A 19,803-nucleotide genomic window follows, 5' to 3' on the forward strand; every position below is an offset into this window, starting at 1 on the left:
GGCGCTGTGCCCGACCTTGACCCGCTTCATCACGCAGCCGACCTGGATGATCCGGGCGAACACGTGCGCCAGCGGCAGGAAGAGCAGCGTGCTGGCGCCGGTGGTGTCGAAGAGGCCGTCGAGGATCTTCACCGCCGGGCCTAGCTCGTCCATGAAGTTCGAGTGGCTGATCTTGCAGCCCTTCGGGCGTCCCGTCGTACCGGAGGTGTAGATCAGCGTCGCGAGGTCGTCCGGCGTGACCGCGGAACGGCGCTTGTCGAACTCCGCGTCGGTGACGTCCTGCCCGAGGGCGGTCAGTTGGTCGACGGCGCCGCCCTCGATCTGCCAGACCTCCTGCAGCGCCGGCGCCTCGGCCCGCGCGGAGTCCACGACCGCGCCGTGGGTCGCGTTCTCGACGATCGCGACGACCGCCTCGGAGTCGGTCAGGATCCACTGGATCTGCGAAGGGGAGGAGGTCTCGTAGATCGGCACCGTGACCGCGCCGATGCTCCAGATCGCGTAGTCGATCAGGGTCCACTCGTACCGCGTCGGGCTGAGCAGCGCGACCCGCTCGCCGGGCTTCACCCCGGCCGCCATCAGGCCCTTCGCCACACCGGTCACCTGCTGCGCGAACTCGGCGGCGGTGACGTCGGTCCAGGTGGCACCGGTCCGGCGGCTGAACACGGCGGTGTCAGGATGAGAGGACGCGTTCGCCCACACCGGGTCGCTCAGGCTCCCGCTGGGCGGTTCTGTCACAGCAGGAACGGTGTACTCACGCATCCGCGTCTCCTCAGTCGGTCACGAATTGTCGACTTCCGGCGCACGCTACAGTCACCTACCCGTAAGTAGCCAGATTTATGTGACCCACGGAACTAGGTTTCAGCCATGCCACAGCTCGACATCAGTTGCGACGACCTGGTCGTTGCTGATCCAGCCTACGTCGCCGAGCGGCTCGGTTCGGACACCCTCTGGCGCGAGTGGTGGCCGGACCTCACGCTGACCCCGTCCGAGCGCCGCGGCGTCGAGGGCGTGCGCTGGTCCGTCACGGGCGCGGCGACCGGTACGGCGGAGTGGTGGCTGGAGGCGGTACGCGACGGCGTCGTCGTGCACTGGTTCCTGCGCGTCGACCCGGCGAGACCCGTCCGCGGCCGGGCGGCCGAGCGGCTCAAGGAGCGGTACGTCGCGGCGTACCGGCAGCGGCTGTGGCGGTTCAAGGACGAGGTCGAGGCAGGCCGCGCGGCGGGCGAACGCCGTACCGGATCCGATCCCGCGATAGTCTCCGGGGAGGACGCGGATCCATCGGGGGGTCCGGCAGTCGCACGCAGCACCGGTCCCAGCGAAGGCAAGAGGTGAATCGATGGCGGAACAGACCACCTCGACCATCCAGGTGAACGCCACCCCCAAGGAAATCATGGCGGTGATCGCGGACTTCGCGGCGTACCCGGAGTGGGCCGACTCGATGCGGGAGACCGAGGTGCTGTCCACCGACGAGGCCGGCCGGCCGAACAAGGTGCGCTTCAAGGTCGACGCGGGCGCGATCTCCGACGAGTACACGCTGGCCTACGTCTGGTCCCGCAACGAGGTGACCTGGACGCTGGTCGAGGCGAAGATGGTCAAGGGGATGGACGGCGCGTACGTCCTGAAGGATCTGGGAGCCGAGGGGACCGAGGTGACGTACCGGCTCGCCGTCGACGTGGCGATCCCGATGATCGGCATGCTCAAGCGGAAGGCCGAGAAGGTCATCATCGACACCGCCCTGAAGGGCCTCAAGAAGCGCGTCGAGTCGTAGGCCAGTGACCCGGGTACTGCTTTACACAGGTAAGGGCGGCGTAGGCAAGACGACCTCCGCTGCCGGTACGGCGACGCTCGCCGCGCTGCGCGGGCTGCGGACGCTGGTGCTGTCGACGGACGCCTCGCACTCGCTGTCGGACGCCTTCGACTCCGAGGTCGGCCCGGAGCCGACCGAGATCGACGACCTGCTGTTCGTCCAGCAGATCGACACGCAGCGCAAGTTCGAGCAGTCGTGGGGCGACATCCAGACGTACCTGCGCTCGGTGCTGCACATGGTCGGCATGGACCCGATCGAGTCCGAGGAGCTGACCGTGCTGCCGGGCGCCGAGGAGGTGCTCGCGCTGCTCGAGGTGCGCGACCACGTCCGGTCCGGGCGCTGGGACGTGATCGTGGTGGACTGCGCGCCGACCGCGGAGACGCTCCGGCTGCTCGCGCTGCCCGAGGCCCTGAACTGGTACATGGACCGGATCTTCAACGCCGAACGCAAGATGATGCGGACGTTCCGGCCGTTCCTGAGCCGCGGGACAGGGCTGCCCGTGCCGGACGACAACGTGTTCGACGCGTTGCGCAAGCTGCAGGGCGACCTGTCCGACATCCGCACGCTGCTGGCCGGTCCGGACGCGTCGGTGCGGCTGGTGCTGACCCCGGAGGCCGTCGTGGTCGCGGAGGCGCGCCGGTCGCTGACCAGGCTTTCGCTGTACGGGTACCGCGTGGACGGCGTGGTCGCGAACCGGGTGTTCCCGGCGGCCGGCGCGGACACCTGGCGCCGGCAGTGGGTCGCCGCGCAGCGGGGCATCCTCGAGGAGGTCGCGGACTCGTTCCGGCCGCTGCCGATCTGGGAGTCGCCGTACCGGGTCTGCGAACCGGTCGGCGTCGAGGAACTGGCCGCGTTCGCGGTCGAGATGTACGGCGGGGACGACCCGTTCTCGCGGGCCACCGACGACACGTCGCTGTGGGTGGACCGGCACATCGACACCGACGGCCGGACGTACACGCTGACGATGCCGTTGCCGCTGGCATCGGCCGACGAGCTCGAGCTGGCGCGGCACGGGGACGAGCTGATCATCACCGTCGGGTCGTACCGGCGGGTCCTGCCGCTGCCGGCCGCGCTGGCGCGCGGTGTGGTCGCGGGCGCCCGGCTGGACGAGGGGCGGCTGCAGGTGCGGTTCGCGCCGAAGGAAGCGGCCCGGCCGGCGGTTCCCGAGGTGCCGAGTGGCTCCGGGCCGCTGGAGTCCGCGCAGGAGCTGGCGCAGGGACTGACGGCGGAGTACCACGAGCAGCTGGCGCGACGGGAAGCGGCGATCGGGGAGGGCCGGTGAAGGAACCGGTCGGCTCGGTCGCGGAAGAGGCCGCGAAGCTGTTCGCCGTACTGCAGAACGCAGCCTCGGACGCGCCATCCGACGAGGCGCACCATGAGCAGCACGACGAGCACGAACATGAGCACAAGCTCGGGCCGGACTGTGTCTGGTGCCCGGTGTGTCAGCTGATCCACCGGGTCCGGAACACCAGCCCCGAGACGATCGAGCAGCTGTCGACCGCGGCGGCACACGTCCTGGGCTCGCTGAGATCGCTGCTGGAGGCCGCCGCGGACGCGGCCCGGCAGGCCCGGGAGGACGCAGCGTCGCGGTCCTCGCCGGCACCCGACGAGGAATCGGCCCGGCCCCGGGTGGACCGGATCGACGTGAGTGAGGACCCCGAACCATGGGACTGACGATCGGCATCGATGTCGGCGGTACGAAGATCGCCGCCGGCGTGGTCGACGAGCAGGGCGCGATCGTCGCCCGCACGCACCGCGACACCCCGGCGAACTCGGTCGACGCGACCGCCGCGGCGATCTGCGAGGCGGCTGCCGAACTGATCGGCGGTCACGAGGTCGAGGCAGTCGGGATCGGCGCGGCCGGCTTCGTGTCGTCGGACCGCTCGACCGTCCTGTTCGCGCCGAACCTGGCCTGGCGGAACGAGCCGCTCGGCGCGCGCGTCGCGAAGACGCTGAAGGTCCCGGTCGTGGTCGAGAACGACGCGAACGCGGCCGCCTGGGGCGAGTTCGCGTTCGGCGCCGCGAAGGACGCCGAGCACATGATCTGCATCACGGTCGGCACCGGCATCGGCGGCGGCGTGGTGATCGACGGACGCCTGCTCCGCGGCGCCCACGGTGTCGCGGCCGAGCTCGGCCACATGCGCGTCGTCCCCGGCGGCCACCGCTGCGGCTGCGGCGCCCGCGGCTGCCTGGAGCAGTACGCGTCCGGTACGGCGCTGGTCCGGGAGGGCCGGGCCCGTGCGGAGTCGGGGTCGCTCGGCGCGGCGCAGATGCTGAGCGTCTGCGGGATCACCGACCCGGCGGAGCTGACCGGGCCGATGATCACCGTGGCCGCGCTGCAGGGCGACCCGTGCGCGGTCGAGCTGCTCGAGGACCTCGGCCGCTGGCTCGGCGAGGGCATCGCGAGCCTGGCGACCATGTTCGACCCTTCGCTGATCGTGGTCGGCGGTGGCGTCAGCGCGGCGAAGGACCTGCTGATGAAGTCCGCGCACGAGGCGTTCGAGAAGGTGCTGCCGGCCAAGGCGAACCGCCCGCACGCGGTCTTCGGGCTCGCCGAGCTCGGCAACGACGCGGGCCTGATCGGCGCGGCCGACCTGGCCCGGCAGTGAGCTGGGAATGACCTGGGATACTGGTCCCGCGGGGGTTACCGCGACGAAAGGCGTGCTGTGGCGCTGACGCAGGCTTTGACGATCGGCATCGACATCGGCGGCACCAAGGTGGCCGCCGGGGTGGTCGACCCGGAGGGCAACATCCTCGACCGGCTGCGCCGGGACACCCCGACCACGGATCCGAAGGAGACCGAGGACGCGATCGCGGACATCGTCCTCGACCTGGAATCCCGGCACGACGTGATCGCGGTCGGTATCGGCGCGGCCGGGTTCGTCGACGGGACCCGGTCGTCGGTGCTGTTCGCGCCGCACCTCGCCTGGCGGCACGAGCCGCTGCGGGACGCGGTCGAGCGCCGGCTCGGCGTACCGGTCGTGGTCGAGAACGACGCCAACGCGGCCGCCTGGTCGGAGTGGCGGTTCGGCGGCGGGCAGGGCGAGAGCCACCTGGTGTGCGTCACGCTCGGCACCGGCATCGGCGGCGCGATCCTGAACGACGGCGCCTTGCAGCGCGGGAAGTTCGGCATCGCGGGCGAGTTCGGGCACATGCAGATCGTGCCCGGCGGCCACCGGTGCGAGTGCGGGAACCGCGGCTGCTGGGAGCAGTACGCGTCCGGCAACGCGCTCACCCGCGAGGCGCGGGAGCTGGCGCTGTCCGGTTCGCCGGTGGCACACAACCTGCTGCGGGCCGCTGGTGGCGACCCGCGGAAGATCAACGGGCCGATGGTGACCGAGCTGGCCAAGGACGGCGACCCGGTCGCGGTCGAGCTGCTCGAGGACGTCGGCCGCTGGCTCGGCATCGGCCTCGCGAACCTGGCCGCCGCGCTCGACCCCGGGACGTTCGTGATCGGCGGCGGCGTGTCCGATGCGGGCGAGCTGCTGCTGACGCCGGCCCGGGAGGCGTTCAAGCGGACGCTGACCGGTCGTGGGTTCCGGCCCGAGGCGCGGATCGTGCGCGCGGTGCTCGGCCCGGAGGCCGGCATGGTCGGCGCGGCCGACCTCGCGCGCGAGGAGGCCACCTGGTTGCGCCGGGTCCGGGTGAAGACCACGGCCGTCACGGCGAAGACGGCGGCGGCCCGCTCGACCCGGCTGGAGCGGGCGGCCCGCAAGTCCGCGGCCCGGCGTACCGGAATGCGCGCGGACGCCGACCTGCACCACGCGGACGTGAACGGCGACCCCGACGCATGACCGACGGCCTGCCACTACTGGTAGCCCTCAGCTCCTGAACTCCACCAACGGCTCCGTGACCACCTCGCGCCAGCGCGCCCGGTGGTCGCTGGTCCGCAGGCGGTAGTACAGGGTTTCCCGGCGTACGTCGCCGGCGGCGCCGAAGTGGCCGCCGATGTTGTGCGCGAGCAGGTAGTGCGCGAACAGGACGCTGCCGGCCAGGCCGGTGACCTGGATCGGGTCGCCCAGCGGGATGTCGGGGTACGGGCCTTCGGGTCGCTCGGCAAGCCTGGGCAGGGCGTCGGCGCCGTGCTCGGCGAGGTACGCGCCGAACCCGAGGTGGGTGCCAGGCCAGACGTAAAGGTTGCCGCGGTCAACGTCCTCGTGCGGCGTGAGCCACAGGCCGGCGAGCACCGTGAACGTCCCCGGCGTACCGTCCTCAAGACACGGCGTGATCCCGTCCACATGCGGCCCACCCGGCACATGCGGCCACGGCGGAATCGTGATCGCGACCTGAACCTGATCCGGCTCCACCAGCCCGAGCTCCCCCCGCACCAACTGCCCCGCGACCTCCCCAACCCCCGCCGCGCGGTACAGCTCCAGCAGCGGGTGGCCGTCGTCGAGCTTTGGCCACAGGAAATGCACTCCGACACCCTCCGGCGGCTCCCGCTCGAGCATCGCCGCGACGACACGCCGACCGGCGGCAACCTGTGCGTCGTTCAGCACCCCGGGCACGACGACGTACCCCTGGTCGCGGAACTGGGTCAGCTGGGCGGCTGTGAGCTGCGGCATACGGCCAGTCCAACAGCCGCCTGGCTTAGCGGCAAACGGATTAGTTCTGCTTGCGGCGGTTGAGGAAGGTGAGCATGGCTTCTTGGGCGGCGGGGGAGGCGAAGAGGGAGGCGGAGAGGTCGGCCAGGTCTTTGCCTCGGGCGTCTATGTCGGCGAGGAGGGTGCGGTTGAGGAGTTTCTTGGTTTCGCGGAGGCCCTGGGGGGCGCCCTTCAGCAGTGAGGTGAGGACCGTGGCGACTGCCTCGTCGAGGTCCGGGTCGGGGACGGTCAGGGTGAGGAGACCGAGGCGCGAGGCTTCCAGGGCGTCGAAGCCGTTGCCGGTCAGGAACGTGTACGCCGCGGCGCGGTCGGTCAGCCGGGGGAGTACGGTCAGCGAGATCGTCGCCGCCGCGAGGCCCAGCCGTACCTCGGTCAGCGCGAACGTCGCGCTCTCGCCCGCGACGCTGATGTCGGCCGCCGCCACGATGCCGATCCCGCCCGCCCGTACCGCCCCGGCGACCCGCGCCACCACCGGCTTCGGGTTCGCGACGATCGCCCGCTGTACGTCCACCATCCGCTGCGCGCCGACCCCCATCCCGACCGTCGTCGCCTCGGACAGGTCGGCCCCGGAACAGAACACGTCCAGCGCCGACCGAACCACGATCACCCGCACCGCATCGTCCGCACCGGCAGTCTCCAGGTGCGCGAGCAACTCACCGGTCAACTGCTGCGACAACGCGTTCTTGTTGTGCGGCGAGTCCAGCGTGATCGTCGCGACACCGCCGTCCACCGCCAGCTGTACGAGTTCGGTCATGAGCCCATCCAACACCCAACGCCCGCCGGACGAACCCCTCGGTTCACTAGAATCCGGCTGCACCCGCCGGTCCAGCGAGGAGTCCGCATGTTCGACATCGATCCCAGAGACGCCAAGCTCACGGTGAAGTTCGGCCGCGAGGTCACCGGCGAGCAGGTGATCGCGGCAGTGCGGGTGCTCGCCGAGGAGGCCGGCGACGAGTTCCACGAGGTGAAGGGGTTCGACGACGGCTGGCGGCACGGCGTCGGGCGGGGGTCACGGCACCCGGAACGCCCGGCGGTCGTGATCGCCGACCGCGGGACGCCGTACCTCGAACCGGACGCGTCCTACCAGCAGGTGGTGATCGTCAGCCACCCGGTCCCCGGCCCGATCCCGACCTTCAGCCCGGGGCACGACGCGAACATCGAGACCGTTGTGCAGTCGCTGCAGGAATACGGCGCCGACCTGGGTGATCGCTGCCGCCTGCTGGCCGACGAGGCGGATCTGGCCCGCGGCCCGGTGGTGAGCGCGATCGTCCTCGACGAGGCGGCGGCCAAGCAGACCGTCGACCTCGGCCGGCTGACCAGCGGGCTGGACATCCTCGACGCGGTCGGCAAGGCGAGCGAGTCCGAACGGGCGAACGGCGCGCGGCCGTTCGAGTACCGAGAAGGCTTACGGTGCCAGGCCGGGCAGACCGGCCCGGCGGAGCACCAGAACCTGGTGGTGATCCCCGACACCGGGTACGACTTCATCGAGCCCGGCGGCCTGTATGGCAAGGTAGTCGTCGCCAATCACCAGTTGCCGCAGCACACCGTGCCGATCGAGTCCACGCCCGAGCAGAAGGCGGCGGCGGTCGGGAACTTCGCGACCGCGCTGCGGGACAACGTCCGGCAGCAGCACGCTGCGTCCGTCGGTCTGGATCGCGGCCCGCTCCGCGTCACCGGCGAGGGCGCCCGCATCGACCCGGCCGGCCGGACCGGTGCGCGGGGCGAGACGCCGCCCGGTCGCGCCGGCCTGCGGAGCGAGGCGCGGCAGGCCCGCAATCCGAACACCCGCTGATCAGGCGGGCGGTGCCGACTTCGGGTTGAGGGGGTCGGCGTGGCGGTGGGTGATCTTCCACTCGCCGTTCTCGACGCGGAAGATCATCGTGGCGCGGAGCACATGCGCCACCGGTGCCGGCTGGGTGACGTGGTGGACCGTGCAGCGTTCGATCGCGACCGTGTACGCCGTGTCCGCGCCGACGTGCGTGTCCAGGTACTCGAACTCGACCGGATTCCCGGTGTCGTGGAACTGGGCCGACGCCCACTCGTAGCGCGGCCCGATGTCGGACCAGCCGACCTCCTGGCCGCCGAACCCGCCGAAGATCGACGTGTGTTCGCTGCGCGACACCAACGGCAGCCACAGCGACGGGTCGCCGTTCACGAACGCGCTGTTGGCCTCCTCGAAGCGGCGCAGGAACGTTGCGAAGTCCTCGGTCATCCTCCCAGCCATGCCCCCAGCCTGTACGCCTCCGGGGTCACTTCCCGGCCGCGTACTCCGGCGACAGCTCGCGCGCCAGGTGCTCGATGAACAGCCCGACGTCGGTGACGATCCCGCGGGCCTGCGACGAACCGCGGTCGGCGAGCTTGGTCACGGTCGCCGGGTTGATGTCCACGCAGGTCAGCGGGATCGACGCCGGCAGGATGTTGCCGGTGGCAACCGAGTGCAGCATGGTCGCGGCCATCAGGCAGTACCCGACGCCGTCCAGCTCGGCCCGCATCGCCCGCTGACCCTCGAGTACGTCGGTGTAGACGTCCGGCAGCGGCCCGTCGTCGCGCACCGACCCGACCAGCACGAACGACCTGCCCTGCCGGACCAGCGCGTGCATGACGCCGGAGGTGAGTACGCCCTGCTCGACCGCCGCCGCGATCGACCCGGCCTTGCGGATCGTGTTGATCGCCCGGATGTGGTGCTCGTGCCCGTGCTCGACGCCGCGCCCGCGGGCCAGGTCGACACCCAGCGACGTCCCGTACAGCGACGACTCGATGTCGTGCGTCGCGAGCGCGTTGCCGGCGAACAGGACGTCGACGTACCCGGCCTCGACGATCGCGACCATCGCCGGGGCGGCGCCGGTGTGCACGATGCCGGGGCCGCCGACCCAGAGCACCTTCTGCCCGTTCGCCTTCGCCTCGCGCATGCCGTCGGCGACCTGCTTGACCAGCACCCGCTGCGGCTTCTCCGAGGACACGTCGGACTCCATGAAGCCGAAGCCCTCGTCGGTGTTCACCACGATCGGGGGAATCACCCGCACACCCTGCGCGCTGGTGATGATCCTCATACCGGCGCGCACGTCCGACATCGGGATAGTCCGGACCGAATCACCTTCGACGAGCAGGCCGCAGTCCATCTCCGGGTTCCGTACGTCGACCCAGTGACCGCCGAGCCGGACCCGGGTCGGCAGGTTCGTCGTCGAGTAGAACCCGTCCGGGAACACCCCGTCCTGGGTGACCTCGGTGATCTCCGGCGTACCGGGGTCGACCAGGTTCGCGCCCTTGGTCTGGATCCGCATCAGCAGCCGCTGCAGCGACTCCTCGTCCTCCGCGCCGACGGTCATCCGGACGGTCGACGGGTCGTCCTTGTCGTACCCGAGGTCGAACTTGTCCAGCGTGTACTCGCCGCCGTACCCGCGGATGTCGTCGAGGACGCGGGACAGCAGCCCGGAGTCCATCAGGTGGCCGGTGATCTCGACGGTCTCGGTGACCTGTGGCACGGGTACCTCCCAAGGCGATGTCGTCGGATTGTCCGACGATCCGCACTCTAACTCAGACGACCGCTCCGTCGTCGCCGCCGTCGCCGGGCGGCAGCCGGTCCTTCATCCGGAGGACCAGTGTGAGGAAGCCGCCGATGAATCCGACCACCGCGAGGGTGGTGATCCGCCCGGTGCCGAAGTCGAAGACCGCGGCCGCGATCAGCAGCAGCGGGCCGCCGAGCAGGCCGAGCCAGGCAGCGCGGCTGACCCAGTCCAGCCGGGGGCCGCGCGGCGGCTCCGGCGGGACGAAGTGCTCGTGCGCGTCGTCGGCCTTCTTGACCGGCTCCTCGTCCGGCTCGGGTACGTCGTCCTGGATCGTCAGCCCGGTCGGTACGTCGATCAGCGGCTCGTACTTGTCGTCGACGTCCTCGCTGACCGGCCACCGCGGCACCGGGTCCTCGCCGCCGTCGTGGCCGGGCGCCGACGGCTGGTTGAACTGCTCGACGAGCGATCTCCACTCGGCGTCCTCGGTACTGCGGTCGATCACCGGGCGGGCCCGTTCCACCGCCTCGGCGTCGACGAACAGCTCGTCGTACCCGACCGGTATCCGGACCGGCTCCTCGGCCTCCTCGGGCGCCACGACCTCACTCAGCGCCTCGCTCTGGTTCTCGCAGTACGCCGCGATCCCGGCCGCCTTGAGGGCGTCCAGCACGGGCTCGGCGACCAACGGGTCGATGCCGCCGAGCGACGTGTACGACGTCGCGGTCAGTCCGTTGTCACGCATCGTCTCGACCGCTCAAGCGGCCGATGAAAGCCGCGGAGTCCGCGAAGATCCGCTGTGCGTCGTTGTCCAGGGTTGCCACGTGATAGCTGTCCTCGAGCAGGGTCTCGGTCACATCGCGGGACGAGATCGAGGACAGGATCGTCCGCCCCGAGCTCGGCTCCACCACATGATCGACAGTACTGCGGAACAACAGCACCGGCTGCGTGATCTTCGCCAGGTCCGCGCGGGTGACCTTCCACAGCTGCGACAGCGAGAGCAGCGCGCGCAGCGGCATCCGGTCGTACGCGCCTTCGTCGACGCCGGGCTTCTTGATGTCGTTCGAGATGCCGGGGAACGACGGCAGCACCCGGGCCAGCACCGGGAGCAGCGCCAGCCGCTTGTCGTCGGTCTGCACCGACGGGTTCACCAGGACCAGACCGGAAATGTCCGTACCGTGCTCCTCGGCCAGCCGCAGGGTGAGACAGCCGCCCATCGACAGGCCGATCACGAACACCTGGTCGTGCTCCTTGCGGAGCCGCTCGAGCTCGTTGTCGAGGACGGCGTACCAGTCCTGCCAGGTGGTCCTGTTCATCTCCGGCCAGCTGGTCCCGTGACCGGGCAGCCGCGGCACCGCCACGCCGTACCCGGCGGCGGCCAGGTGCTCGCCGAACGGGCGCATCGAGCGCGGCGAGCCGGTGAACCCGTGACTGAGCAGCACGCCGACGGCGGCCTTGTCCCCGGTCCCGGGACTGCGAAACTCCTCCGCGTGGGCTTGCACTGGCACGCTCGACTCCTCGCCGTTCACGGTCCTCACAAACGCGCCTCAGGCACGCGTGACAATGGTCGCATCTTGGCTGCGTCCAGTCTGCATCCAGGTGACAACACGGTGAGCAACACCCGCATTCCTGGCGGTGACATTGCCTGAGGGGGAAGCTGGAACGTAGTGTCCGCACCGGAACGGTTGACGCGCCGCGGTTGTCGTGTCTGGGTAGATGTGTGTCGGGCGAGTTGACGGAGGTCGAGGCGGATGCTGTATCTGTTCCTGAGACGGTTCTTTGTCGCGCCACTGGTCAAGCTGCTGTTCCGGCCGCGGGTGACCGGGCTGGAGCACGTCCCGGCGGAGGGCCCGGCGCTGCTGGTCAGCAACCACCTGGCGTTCTGTGACTCGATCTTCCTGCCGGTCTCGGTGCCGCGGCAGATCGTCTTCCCGGCCAAGTCGGAGTACTTCACCGGCCCCGGCCTGAAGGGCAAGCTGGTCGCCACGTTCTTCCGCTCGGTCGGCCAGATCCCGATCGACCGCTCCGGCGGCCGCGCCTCGCTGGCGGCGCTGAACACCGGCCTGGGGATCCTCGAGCAGGGCGGCCTGTTCGGCATCTACCCGGAGGGCACCCGCTCGCCCGACGGCCGGCTGTACAAGGGCAAGACCGGTGTCGCCCGGATGGCGATCGTGGCCGGCGTACCGGTGATCCCGGTGGCGATGATCGACACCGAGAAGCTGCAGCCCGCCGGCCGGATGAAGCCGACGCTGTTCCACCGCGAGAAGGGCCGGCTGCTGCCGCGCCTGGTCCGCCCGGGCGTCGCGTTCGGCGCGCCGATGGACTTCTCCCGGTACGAGGGCATGGAGCGCGACCGCTTCGTACTGCGCTCGGTCACCGACGAGATCATGTACGCGCTGATGGGCCTGTCCGGCCAGGAGTACGTCGACATGTACGCCGACAAGGCCAAGGAACTGCTCAAGGCCGGCGAGTCGATCGACGACCACGTGCGCCTCGGCGACACCAAGGCGAGCTGAGACGGTCACCGGCGGTTCGGGCCGGTCGCCTAGAGTTGGGCACATGCAATTCGCGACGTTGACGACGGGGCAGGTGCCGGGGGTTCCCACGCTGGACGAGCTGCGGGCTCTGAAGCCGCTGCAGCAGCCGGAGTGGCCGGACGCCACGGCCCTGGAGCAGGTGATCGCCGAGCTCCGGACGCTGCCGCCGCTGGTGTTCGCCGGTGAGTGCGACGACCTGACCACGAAGATCGGGGCGGTCGCCCGGGGCGAGGCGTTCATCCTGCAGGGCGGCGACTGCGCCGAGACGTTCGCGGGCGTGACCGCGGAGAACATCCGGGCCAAGCTCCGGGTGCTGCTGCAGATGTCCGTCGTGCTGCAGTACGCGGCCAGTGTCCCGGTGGTGAAGATCGGCCGGATCGCGGGGCAGTACGCGAAGCCGCGGTCGTCCGGCGAGGAGACCCGGGACGGCGTGACGCTGCCGTCGTACCGCGGCGACGCCGTGAACGGCTTCGACTTCACTCCGGAGTCCCGGATCCCGGATCCCGCGCGTTTGCGTGGCGTGTACAACGCGGCCGCCGCGACGCTGAACCTGACCCGCGCGTTCACCACCGGCGGGTACGCCGACCTGCACCAGGTGCACGCCTGGAACACCGACTTCGTGAAGTCGTCCCCGGTCGGCCGCCGCTACGAGCAGCTGGCCTCCGAGATCGAGCGCGCCCTCGCGTTCATGCGGGCCTGCGGCGCCACGTCCGACGAGTTCCGGACGGTCGACTTCTACGCGTCCCACGAGGCGCTGATCCTCGAGTACGAACACGCCCTGACCCGGATCGACTCGCGCACCGAGCAGCCGTACGACGTGTCCGGCCACCTGCTCTGGGTGGGGGAGCGGACCCGGCAGCTGGACGGCGCGCACGTCGAGTTCCTGGCCTCGCTGTCGAACCCGCTCGGCGTCAAGATCGGCCCGACGACGACCCCGGAGTACATCCGGGCGCTGATCGACAAGCTGAACCCGAAGGGCATCGAGGGGCGGCTGACCTTCATCACCCGGATGGGCGCGGGCAAGATCCGCTCCGCGCTGCCGCCGCTGCTCGAGGCGGTCCGCGACCACGGCTCGCCGATCGCCTGGGTGTGCGACCCGATGCACGGGAACACCTACGAGACCCCCAACGGGTACAAGACCCGGAACTTCGACGACGTGATGGACGAAGTACAGGGCTTCTTCGACGCGCACGAGCAGGTCGGGACCTGGCCGGGCGGCGTCCACATGGAGCTCACCGGCGACGACGTCACGGAGTGCCTCGGCGGCGGCGAGGAGCTGGTCGCGGAGGACCTCGTGAACCGGTACGAGACGGCCTGCGACCCGCGGCTCAACCGGCACCAGTCGCTGGAGCTCGCGTTCCTGGTCGCCGAGCGGCTGCGGGGGGCGCAAGCATGATCGACCTGCGATCCGACACCGTCACCCGTCCGTCCGCGGACATGCTGGCCGCGATGACGTCGGCCACGGTCGGCGACGACGTGTACCGCGAGGACCCGACCGTGATCGCCCTCGAGGAGCACGTGGCCGGTCTGCTCGGGCACGAGGCGGGGCTGTTCACCGTCACCGGATCGCTCGCGAACCTGCTCGGCGTACAGGCGCTGGTCCCGCGCGGCGGCGAGGTGCTGTGCGAGTCGAGCGCGCACATCGTCCGCGCCGAGCTCGGGTCGCACGCTGCTCTTGGTGGCGTCACGACACGGACCTGGAGCGCTCCGGCCGGGCAGATCGACCTCGACCAGATCCGCGCCCTGATCGCACCCGACCTCGGCCCGTACTTCGTGATCACGTCGGCCGTCTCGGTCGAGAACACGCACAACTTCGGCGGCGGGTCGATCCAGCACGGGTACGACGCGCTGGCGGACGAGCTGGACGCGCGCGGGCTTCCGCTGCACCTCGACGGCGCGCGGCTCTGGAACGCCGCCGTCGCGACCGGCCGTACCGTGGGTTCCTTCGCTTCGCGGGCGGCCGCCGCGAGCGTCTGCCTGTCGAAGGGCCTCGGCGCCCCGGTCGGCTCGGTACTCGTCGGGTCGGCCGACCTGATCCGCGAGGCGCGGATCTGGCGGAAGCGGCTCGGTGCCGGCTGGCGGCAGGCCGGCGTACTGGCGGCTGCCGGTCTGTACGCCGTGGAGCACAACGTCGAGCGGCTGGCCGAAGACCACGCGAACGCCCGGGCGATCGCGAACGTCCTGGCGGATGCGGCGCCCGGCTCGGTGAAGCCCGACCAGGTCGAGACCAACATCGTCGTCGCGGACCTGGCCGGCACCGGTCACACCGTCCCTTCGATCGTCGCCGCGGCCCGAGATGCCGGCGTACTCGTCGGGGGAGTCGGGGCGACGCAGCTGCGGATCGTCACGCACCTCGACGCGTCGGCGGAGGACTGCCGGACGGCCGCGGAAAAGCTGGCGCGACTGATCGGTTAGGGTTCAGCTGTTCGGGTCGCAGCATTCGGGGAGAGCCGTGCGAGAGATCGTCGTGTTCAGCGGAAGTGCCCACACCGAGTTGGCGGAGCAGATCTGTAGTGATCTCGGCGTACCGCTCTCACCGGTCGAGATCCATCGTTTCAGCAACGACTGCCTGCAGGTACAACTGCAGACGAACTGCCGGCAACGAGACGTGTACATCGTGCAACCGCTGGTCCCGCCGACGCAGGAGCACCTGATGGAGCTGCTGCTGATGATCGACGCCGCCCGCGGCGCGTCCGCGGCGCAGATCACGGCCGTCATCCCGCACTACGCGTACGCACGGTCCGACAAGAAGGACGCCTCCCGGATCTCGATCGGCGGCCGGCTGGTCGCCGACATGCTGACCACGGCGGGCGCCAACCGCGTGCTGACGATGGCGCTGCACGCACCGCAGGTGCACGGGTTCTTCTCGGTCCCGGTCGACCACCTGACCGCCATCGGCGTGCTCGCCGACCACTTCCGCGGCCGCGACCTGTCCGACACGGTCGTCGTCAGCCCCGACCTCGGCAACGCCAAGACCGCGACCCAGTTCGCCCGGCTGCTCGGCGTACCGGTCGCCGCCGGCAGCAAGCAACGCCTCGCCGACGACCGGGTGGTCATCGACGCCATCGTCGGCGAGGTCGCCGGCCGCCGCGCGATCATCCTCGACGACGAGATCGCCACCGGCGGCTCCATCATCGAACTCCTCGACCGCCTCAAGGACCACGGCTGCACCGCCGCCGCCGTCGCCTGCACCCACGGCCTCTTCGCCGGCCCCGCCGTCGAACGCCTCCGGTCGCACCCGTCCATCACCGAGGTCATCAGCACCGACACCGTCCCCCGCCCCACCGGCTTCCCCGAACTCCAAACCACCTCGGTCTCCGGCCTCTTCGCCCAAGCCATCAAACGCATCCACGACGGCGAATCCGTCAGCAGCCTCTTCGACGGCGTAGACCCCACCCACGCCCCACCCCAACCCAAACTCCCCTTCTAGCCAGGTCCGGCGAGTCCGGAGCGGGTGTTCGAGGTGCTGGCCGAGCCGGAGAAGTGGGCTGAGTGGAACGCAGGGGTTGCCCGGATCGAGATGCACGGTCCGTTCGCGGCGGGTACGGAAGCGGTGATGGTGCTGCCGGACTCGACGGTGCTTCCGTTCACGTTCGCGTGGGTGGAGCCGGGCAAGGCTTCGAGGATGTGACCGAAGTACCGGACGCGGGCGTCGTCGTACGCGTCCGTCACGAGCTGACACCTGTTGCCGACGGCACCGAGATCACCTACCGCTGTGAAGCTCACGGACCTGATGACGCCGCCGCCGAGGTCGGCGCTGCCGTCTCGTCGGACTTCCGCGAAGTGATCGCAGCGCTCGGCGCCCGCGCGGAGGAGCTCGGTGGCTGAAGCACTCGAACCAGCCGAGAGTCCCGGGCTGCTGCTCTGGCGCGCAACCCTCAGCTGGCAGCGCCAGATGACGCTGACCCTGAAACCGCTGGGCCTCACGCACGTACAGTTCGTGCTCCTCGCCAGCACCTGGTGGCTCAACCACGTCGCCGGCGAATCCCCAACCCAACGCCGCATCGCCGACCACGCCAACACCGACCCGATGATGACCTCCCAGGTCCTCAGAACCCTGACAACAAAGGGCTTCCTGACCCGGACCCCCGACCCCACCGACTCCCGCGCGATCCGCGTGAACGTCACCCGCACAGGAGCAGCCCTCGCCCAACGCGCAGTCGAACTCGTAGAAGAAGCCGACAAAACCTTCTTCAAAACCGTCCCGGACAGCAAGGCCCTGATGGAGGTACTCCGCGCGCTCAGCCAATGAGCCACTGGCAAACTACCGGCCATGGCTGATCAAGACGATGCCGACTGGTACGCGGTGCGGTGCATCATCCGATTCGAGCCCCAGCCGGGATCCGCAGGCGCGACGTACGAGGAGCGCATCACGCTGTGGCGCGCCGATTCGTTCGACCACGCCGTCGAGCGCGCCGAACGCGATGCCCGCGACTACGCGTCGACGACGGCAGGCTCTCCGGAGGCGTACCTCGGATTCGCGCAGACGTACCATCTCGCGGACGTGCCGGGCGGCGGCGCCGAGGTGTTCTCCTTGATGCGCGACAGCAGGCGTAAGCCTGGGGCTGCATAGGATGACGCGGTGGACCTCGTGATGGTGCCGGGTGGTTGGCAGGGCGGATGGGTCTTCGACTCGGTGGCCGACGAGCTGCGCGGGCGCGCCCATCAGGTCGAGGCGGTGACGTTGGCGGGGCTGGAGCTGGACGGGCCCACGGATAGAGACCGGCCGCCGAATCTCGACGTACACATCGCGCAGGTCGCCGCGATCGTCGAGCAGCGGGACGGTACGCCGATCGCATTGTGCGGGCACAGTTACGCCGGCCTGGTGATCGCCGGTGTGGCGGACCGCCTCGGGGACCGGCTCGATCACGTGGTCTTCATCGACGCGTACGTACCGAACGACGGCGACTCCTGCTGGTCCCTCACCAGCGACATCTTCCGTGAGCAGTTCATCGAAGGCGCCCGCGCCGACGGCCGCTGGGTCGCCGTACCCGACGGCCTCGACCCCCGCGCCCGCCCGCACCCGTTCGCGAGCTTCGTCCAGTCGATCAAGCTGACCGGGAACCCGTGGCCCACCCGCACCTTCATCAGCGGCGGCGACTGGCCCGGTACCCCGTTCCTGGAACTCACCGAACGCCTCCGCAACGACCCGACCTGGCAGGTCCACGAGATCCCGGTCGGCCACAACATCGCCCGCCGCGCCCCGGAACGCCTCGCCGCTCTGCTGGACTCCCTGCCGCCTGCCTGACGTCGCCGGGTCAACACAGTCCGTACGCCGCGCGCCCGGACCGCCCGGCTCTGCCGTGGAGGAGATGACGCGCACGACTCCCAGACCGCGCAGCTTGACGCCCTTCTTGGTGCACGGTGCCTCCGAGGCGCCTCGACCGGGAGCTCGAACGGCGTGGTGACTTGCTGCTGTCCTCCTTGTCTTGCGTGGGGCGCTGGAGTGGCTGCCGGGGAGTGAGTGAGAGGTGCTGTTCACGGTCGGTGGTGGGGTGGTTTGCGGGGGTTCGGGCGGCGGGGTGGGAGTTGGCGGGTGCCGGTGTGGTCGACGTGGAAGCGGAATCCGTGGGGGCTGGTCCATTCGATCGCTCCTGTGGGCAGGCGGCGGTTCCTCCAGCCGCCGAAAGTCTTGGCGCGGTGGTGGAGTCGGCTTTGCGGTATGAGGTTGGCGATGCTGGTTTGGCCGGGTGGGCCGGTTCGGTCGTACGGGGTGATGTGGTCCTGGTCCATGCGGGGTGTTGCTTCGGCTGCGCCGTAGGGGAACATGTCGACGGGGTGGCGGAGCCGTACTCGTTCGCGGATCCGGTCGGGGATCTCGTAGCTGTGGACGCTGACCTGGTCGTGCAGGTCGATGACGGGTTTGACGATGACTCGGTCGTGGCCGAGTAGTTCGCCTAGTTGGTTTGCGAGGAGCGGGCCGAGTTCTTCGACCCGGAGTATGCCGTTGCCGGTGGCAAGGGTTTGGTCGGTGAGGTGCACGTACAGCGTGTGTTGCCGGGATTTGTAGCCTCCGCCGCGGCCGTTGCTGTAGGCATCGTGCTTGATCGAGGCGAGCCGCGCCTGCAGAGTCTCCGCCAGTGCGAGCCGGGTGAATGCATCCTCGGTTGTCGCACCAGCGCCGTCGACGTCATCCGAGTCCTCGCCGTCGTGGGTCCGGAGCGTAGTCGCCGCTGTCGGGTTGGTCGGGACGGCTGGATCCACTGGGTCGGCTTGGTCTACGCGATCGGAATGGTTCCCGGGGATCACCCGGTCCGTCCGGGCGGTGAAGCGGGCGTGCGGGGTAGAGGTGTTGCGCGTGCACGTGCGGCCTGCCTGGTCCACGTCTGCCTGGTCCACGTCTGCTTGATGAGCGGCTGCTGGCTCCGTGTCTGGTTGGCGGGCGTCCGAGTTGCTTGGTGGACGGGCATCTGCCTGGTTGACGCCTGGTTGGTGGGTGGGTTGCTGGTTGTGGGTCGGGGCTAGGTGGCGGGCTGCTTGGAGGAGGTTGTGGGCGGCGGTGGGGTCGGCGATCCAGCCGAGGGCTTTGGCGCGGCGTTGGTCGTGGGTGTCGGTGTCGCCGAGGGTTTTGAGGGCGCAGGCGAGGTCGTCGATGGTGGCGTCGAAGCGGATGACGTCGCCGGTGGCGGCGCGGATCCAGATGCGTTTGGTGCCGTGGTCGTCGTCGGGGTCGGATTGGGCGATGAACACGCCGCGGGTCTTGGCGGCGTGTTCGGCGTGGGCTCGGGCTTGTTCGGGGTCGGCTTGCCAGGTGGCGGCGGTGACGATTTGTTTGAGGCGGCCGGGGGTGAGGGTGTTGATGATGCCGGCGACGCGGCGGTCGACGATCGCGGCGGCTTCGATGGACAGGGTGAGGCAGGCGTGGGCGATTTTGCGGGCGCGCCAGGCGACAGCGTTTCCGGACAGGACGGCGGCCCAGGTCCGGGGGAGGCGGTGGCGCAGGGCGAGGGCTTCGCCGAGCAGGGAGGCGGCGGCGCCGGAGGAGATGCCGAGGACGGCGCCGAGCTCGATGGGGGCGAATTCGGCGACGCCGGGGCAGCCTTCGCCGCCGTACACGCGGAGGCGTTCGTAACCGGGCAGGGGATCGCGGCCGGGCCAGTCGATGACGGCGTTGCGGTCGGCGAAGGCCAGGGTGGTGCGCAGGATGCCGACGGCGGCATGTTCTTGATCGTGGGCGTACTCGGCAGCCACGGCGAGCAGGTCCGCGGTGGAGACGTTGTCATCTCTCAGGACATCGGTAACAGTTTTTGATCGGGACATCGGTGACGGTTCCGGCCGTCTTTGTGGTGACAGTTCGGCGGGGTCGGTGGGGTTGATGATGCTCGGGCCTGTCGACTGCGCTGGTGTCGAAGAAC

24 protein-coding genes are annotated in these 19,803 nt (G+C 70.1%); 16 read left to right on the plus strand and 8 right to left on the minus strand.

Going from position 1 to position 19,803, the window contains the following annotated elements; translation table 11 throughout:
• The coding region (locus tag VFF46_RS08565) for an AMP-binding protein (protein WP_325036496.1) at positions 1 to 759 on the minus strand (759 nt) is incomplete at its 3' end.
• A 105-nt stretch (positions 760 to 864) separates the two neighbouring features.
• On the opposite strand from VFF46_RS08565, the gene VFF46_RS08570 reads away from it, so the two are divergent.
• The 6 genes from VFF46_RS08570 to VFF46_RS08595 are packed head-to-tail and all read left to right on the plus strand — an operon-like array spanning position 865 to position 5,601.
• A complete protein-coding gene (locus VFF46_RS08570) occupies positions 865 to 1,332 on the plus strand; it encodes a hypothetical protein (protein WP_325036497.1) in 468 nt (155 codons plus the stop codon).
• A gap of 4 nt (positions 1,333 to 1,336) precedes the next feature.
• On the plus strand, positions 1,337 to 1,768 hold the full coding sequence (locus VFF46_RS08575; protein WP_131342091.1) for an SRPBCC family protein: 432 nt from the start codon (positions 1,337 to 1,339) through the stop codon (positions 1,766 to 1,768).
• 4 nt (positions 1,769 to 1,772) lie between these two features.
• Entirely contained in the window at positions 1,773 to 3,089 is a 1,317-nt protein-coding gene (locus VFF46_RS08580; protein WP_325036499.1) for an ArsA family ATPase, read from the plus strand.
• Positions 3,086 to 3,481, plus strand: coding sequence for a hypothetical protein (locus VFF46_RS08585; protein WP_325036500.1), 396 nt, complete (start codon positions 3,086 to 3,088; stop codon positions 3,479 to 3,481). Before VFF46_RS08580 ends, VFF46_RS08585 begins: the two co-directional genes overlap by 4 nt.
• Positions 3,472 to 4,416 (plus strand): ROK family glucokinase, encoded by a 945-nt coding sequence (locus VFF46_RS08590; RefSeq protein WP_325036501.1) that lies wholly within the window; start codon positions 3,472 to 3,474, stop codon positions 4,414 to 4,416. Before VFF46_RS08585 ends, VFF46_RS08590 begins: the two co-directional genes overlap by 10 nt.
• Positions 4,417 to 4,473: 57 nt before the next feature.
• A complete protein-coding gene (locus VFF46_RS08595; protein ID WP_325036502.1) occupies positions 4,474 to 5,601 on the plus strand; it encodes an ROK family glucokinase in 1,128 nt (375 codons plus the stop codon).
• A 27-nt stretch (positions 5,602 to 5,628) separates the two neighbouring features.
• On the opposite strand, the gene VFF46_RS08600 is transcribed toward VFF46_RS08595, so the two are convergent.
• Positions 5,629 to 6,372: a hypothetical protein gene (locus VFF46_RS08600; protein ID WP_325036503.1), complete on the minus strand. Its 744-nt coding sequence runs from the start codon at positions 6,370 to 6,372 to the stop codon at positions 5,629 to 5,631.
• A gap of 40 nt (positions 6,373 to 6,412) precedes the next feature.
• Positions 6,413 to 7,165 carry an enoyl-CoA hydratase family protein gene (locus VFF46_RS08605; protein ID WP_325036504.1) on the minus strand — a complete coding sequence of 251 codons (753 nt, stop codon included), beginning with the start codon at positions 7,163 to 7,165 and terminating at the stop codon, positions 6,413 to 6,415.
• Between the two features lie 87 nt (positions 7,166 to 7,252).
• On the opposite strand from VFF46_RS08605, the gene VFF46_RS08610 reads away from it, so the two are divergent.
• On the plus strand, positions 7,253 to 8,203 hold the full coding sequence (locus VFF46_RS08610; protein ID WP_325036505.1) for a hypothetical protein: 951 nt from the start codon (positions 7,253 to 7,255) through the stop codon (positions 8,201 to 8,203).
• Here VFF46_RS08610 and VFF46_RS08615 read toward each other — a convergent pair whose 3' ends face one another.
• Genes VFF46_RS08615 through VFF46_RS08630 form a run of 4 tightly spaced genes read right to left on the minus strand, consistent with a single transcriptional unit; the run spans position 8,204 to position 11,419 of the window.
• On the minus strand, positions 8,204 to 8,635 hold the full coding sequence (locus tag VFF46_RS08615; RefSeq protein ID WP_325036506.1) for a YybH family protein: 432 nt from the start codon (positions 8,633 to 8,635) through the stop codon (positions 8,204 to 8,206).
• Between the two features lie 25 nt (positions 8,636 to 8,660).
• On the minus strand, positions 8,661 to 9,893 hold the full coding sequence (locus tag VFF46_RS08620; RefSeq protein WP_325036507.1) for a TIGR00300 family protein: 1,233 nt from the start codon (positions 9,891 to 9,893) through the stop codon (positions 8,661 to 8,663).
• 52 nt (positions 9,894 to 9,945) lie between these two features.
• On the minus strand, positions 9,946 to 10,656 hold the full coding sequence (locus tag VFF46_RS08625; RefSeq protein ID WP_325036508.1) for a hypothetical protein: 711 nt from the start codon (positions 10,654 to 10,656) through the stop codon (positions 9,946 to 9,948).
• Positions 10,649 to 11,419, minus strand: a complete 771-nt coding sequence (locus VFF46_RS08630; RefSeq protein WP_325036509.1) for an alpha/beta hydrolase — start codon at positions 11,417 to 11,419, stop codon at positions 10,649 to 10,651. Before VFF46_RS08630 ends, VFF46_RS08625 begins: the two co-directional genes overlap by 8 nt.
• Positions 11,420 to 11,662: 243 nt before the next feature.
• Between VFF46_RS08630 and VFF46_RS08635 the strand changes: the two genes are divergently transcribed.
• The 9 genes from VFF46_RS08635 to VFF46_RS08675 are packed head-to-tail and all read left to right on the plus strand — an operon-like array spanning position 11,663 to position 17,696.
• Positions 11,663 to 12,427 carry a lysophospholipid acyltransferase family protein gene (locus tag VFF46_RS08635; RefSeq protein ID WP_325036510.1) on the plus strand — a complete coding sequence of 255 codons (765 nt, stop codon included), beginning with the start codon at positions 11,663 to 11,665 and terminating at the stop codon, positions 12,425 to 12,427.
• 43 nt (positions 12,428 to 12,470) lie between these two features.
• Complete coding sequence (locus VFF46_RS08640; RefSeq protein ID WP_325036511.1) at positions 12,471 to 13,844, plus strand: class II 3-deoxy-7-phosphoheptulonate synthase; 1,374 nt, start codon at positions 12,471 to 12,473, stop codon at positions 13,842 to 13,844.
• Entirely contained in the window at positions 13,841 to 14,863 is a 1,023-nt protein-coding gene (locus VFF46_RS08645) for a GntG family PLP-dependent aldolase (protein WP_325036512.1), read from the plus strand. The genes VFF46_RS08640 and VFF46_RS08645 overlap by 4 nt, the downstream gene beginning before the upstream one ends.
• A 37-nt stretch (positions 14,864 to 14,900) precedes the next feature.
• A complete protein-coding gene (locus VFF46_RS08650; protein WP_325036513.1) occupies positions 14,901 to 15,878 on the plus strand; it encodes a ribose-phosphate diphosphokinase in 978 nt (325 codons plus the stop codon).
• Positions 15,879 to 15,902: 24 nt separating this feature from the next.
• Positions 15,903 to 16,079, plus strand: a complete 177-nt coding sequence (locus VFF46_RS08655) for a hypothetical protein (protein WP_325036514.1) — start codon at positions 15,903 to 15,905, stop codon at positions 16,077 to 16,079.
• Positions 16,076 to 16,276: a hypothetical protein gene (locus VFF46_RS08660; RefSeq protein WP_325036515.1), complete on the plus strand. Its 201-nt coding sequence runs from the start codon at positions 16,076 to 16,078 to the stop codon at positions 16,274 to 16,276. The genes VFF46_RS08655 and VFF46_RS08660 overlap by 4 nt, the downstream gene beginning before the upstream one ends.
• Entirely contained in the window at positions 16,269 to 16,700 is a 432-nt protein-coding gene (locus tag VFF46_RS08665) for a MarR family winged helix-turn-helix transcriptional regulator (protein WP_325036516.1), read from the plus strand. Before VFF46_RS08660 ends, VFF46_RS08665 begins: the two co-directional genes overlap by 8 nt.
• Positions 16,701 to 16,721: 21 nt before the next feature.
• The gene (locus VFF46_RS08670) at positions 16,722 to 17,021 is read left to right on the plus strand and encodes a DUF4288 domain-containing protein (RefSeq protein ID WP_325036517.1); all 300 of its coding nucleotides are present in this window, start codon (positions 16,722 to 16,724) and stop codon (positions 17,019 to 17,021) included.
• Between the two features lie 9 nt (positions 17,022 to 17,030).
• Positions 17,031 to 17,696, plus strand: coding sequence for an alpha/beta hydrolase family protein (locus VFF46_RS08675; RefSeq protein WP_325036518.1), 666 nt, complete (start codon positions 17,031 to 17,033; stop codon positions 17,694 to 17,696).
• 230 nt (positions 17,697 to 17,926) lie between these two features.
• Here the strand turns inward: VFF46_RS08675 and VFF46_RS08680 are convergent.
• The coding region (locus VFF46_RS08680; RefSeq protein ID WP_325036519.1) for a DUF222 domain-containing protein at positions 17,927 to 19,803 on the minus strand (1,877 nt) is incomplete at its 5' end.

Source organism: Kribbella sp., assembly GCF_035655035.1.
Taxonomy (GTDB): domain Bacteria; phylum Actinomycetota; class Actinomycetes; order Propionibacteriales; family Kribbellaceae; genus Kribbella.

Excerpts from the sequence above, each read along its gene's own strand:
- VFF46_RS08570 (WP_325036497.1), top strand. The coding sequence starts at position 865 with ATGCCACAGCTCGACATCAGTTGCGACGACCTGGTCGTTGCTGATCCA.
- VFF46_RS08575 (WP_131342091.1), top strand. The coding sequence starts at position 1,337 with ATGGCGGAACAGACCACCTCGACCATCCAGGTGAACGCCACCCCCAAG.
- VFF46_RS08590 (WP_325036501.1), top strand. The coding sequence starts at position 3,472 with ATGGGACTGACGATCGGCATCGATGTCGGCGGTACGAAGATCGCCGCC.
- VFF46_RS08600 (WP_325036503.1), bottom strand. The coding sequence starts at position 6,372 with ATGCCGCAGCTCACAGCCGCCCAGCTGACCCAGTTCCGCGACCAGGGG.
- VFF46_RS08605 (WP_325036504.1), bottom strand. The coding sequence starts at position 7,165 with ATGACCGAACTCGTACAGCTGGCGGTGGACGGCGGTGTCGCGACGATC.
- VFF46_RS08610 (WP_325036505.1), top strand. The coding sequence starts at position 7,253 with ATGTTCGACATCGATCCCAGAGACGCCAAGCTCACGGTGAAGTTCGGC.
- VFF46_RS08615 (WP_325036506.1), bottom strand. The coding sequence starts at position 8,635 with ATGGCTGGGAGGATGACCGAGGACTTCGCAACGTTCCTGCGCCGCTTC.
- VFF46_RS08625 (WP_325036508.1), bottom strand. The coding sequence starts at position 10,656 with ATGCGTGACAACGGACTGACCGCGACGTCGTACACGTCGCTCGGCGGC.
- VFF46_RS08635 (WP_325036510.1), top strand. The coding sequence starts at position 11,663 with ATGCTGTATCTGTTCCTGAGACGGTTCTTTGTCGCGCCACTGGTCAAG.
- VFF46_RS08640 (WP_325036511.1), top strand. The coding sequence starts at position 12,471 with ATGCAATTCGCGACGTTGACGACGGGGCAGGTGCCGGGGGTTCCCACG.
- VFF46_RS08645 (WP_325036512.1), top strand. The coding sequence starts at position 13,841 with ATGATCGACCTGCGATCCGACACCGTCACCCGTCCGTCCGCGGACATG.
- VFF46_RS08670 (WP_325036517.1), top strand. The coding sequence starts at position 16,722 with ATGGCTGATCAAGACGATGCCGACTGGTACGCGGTGCGGTGCATCATC.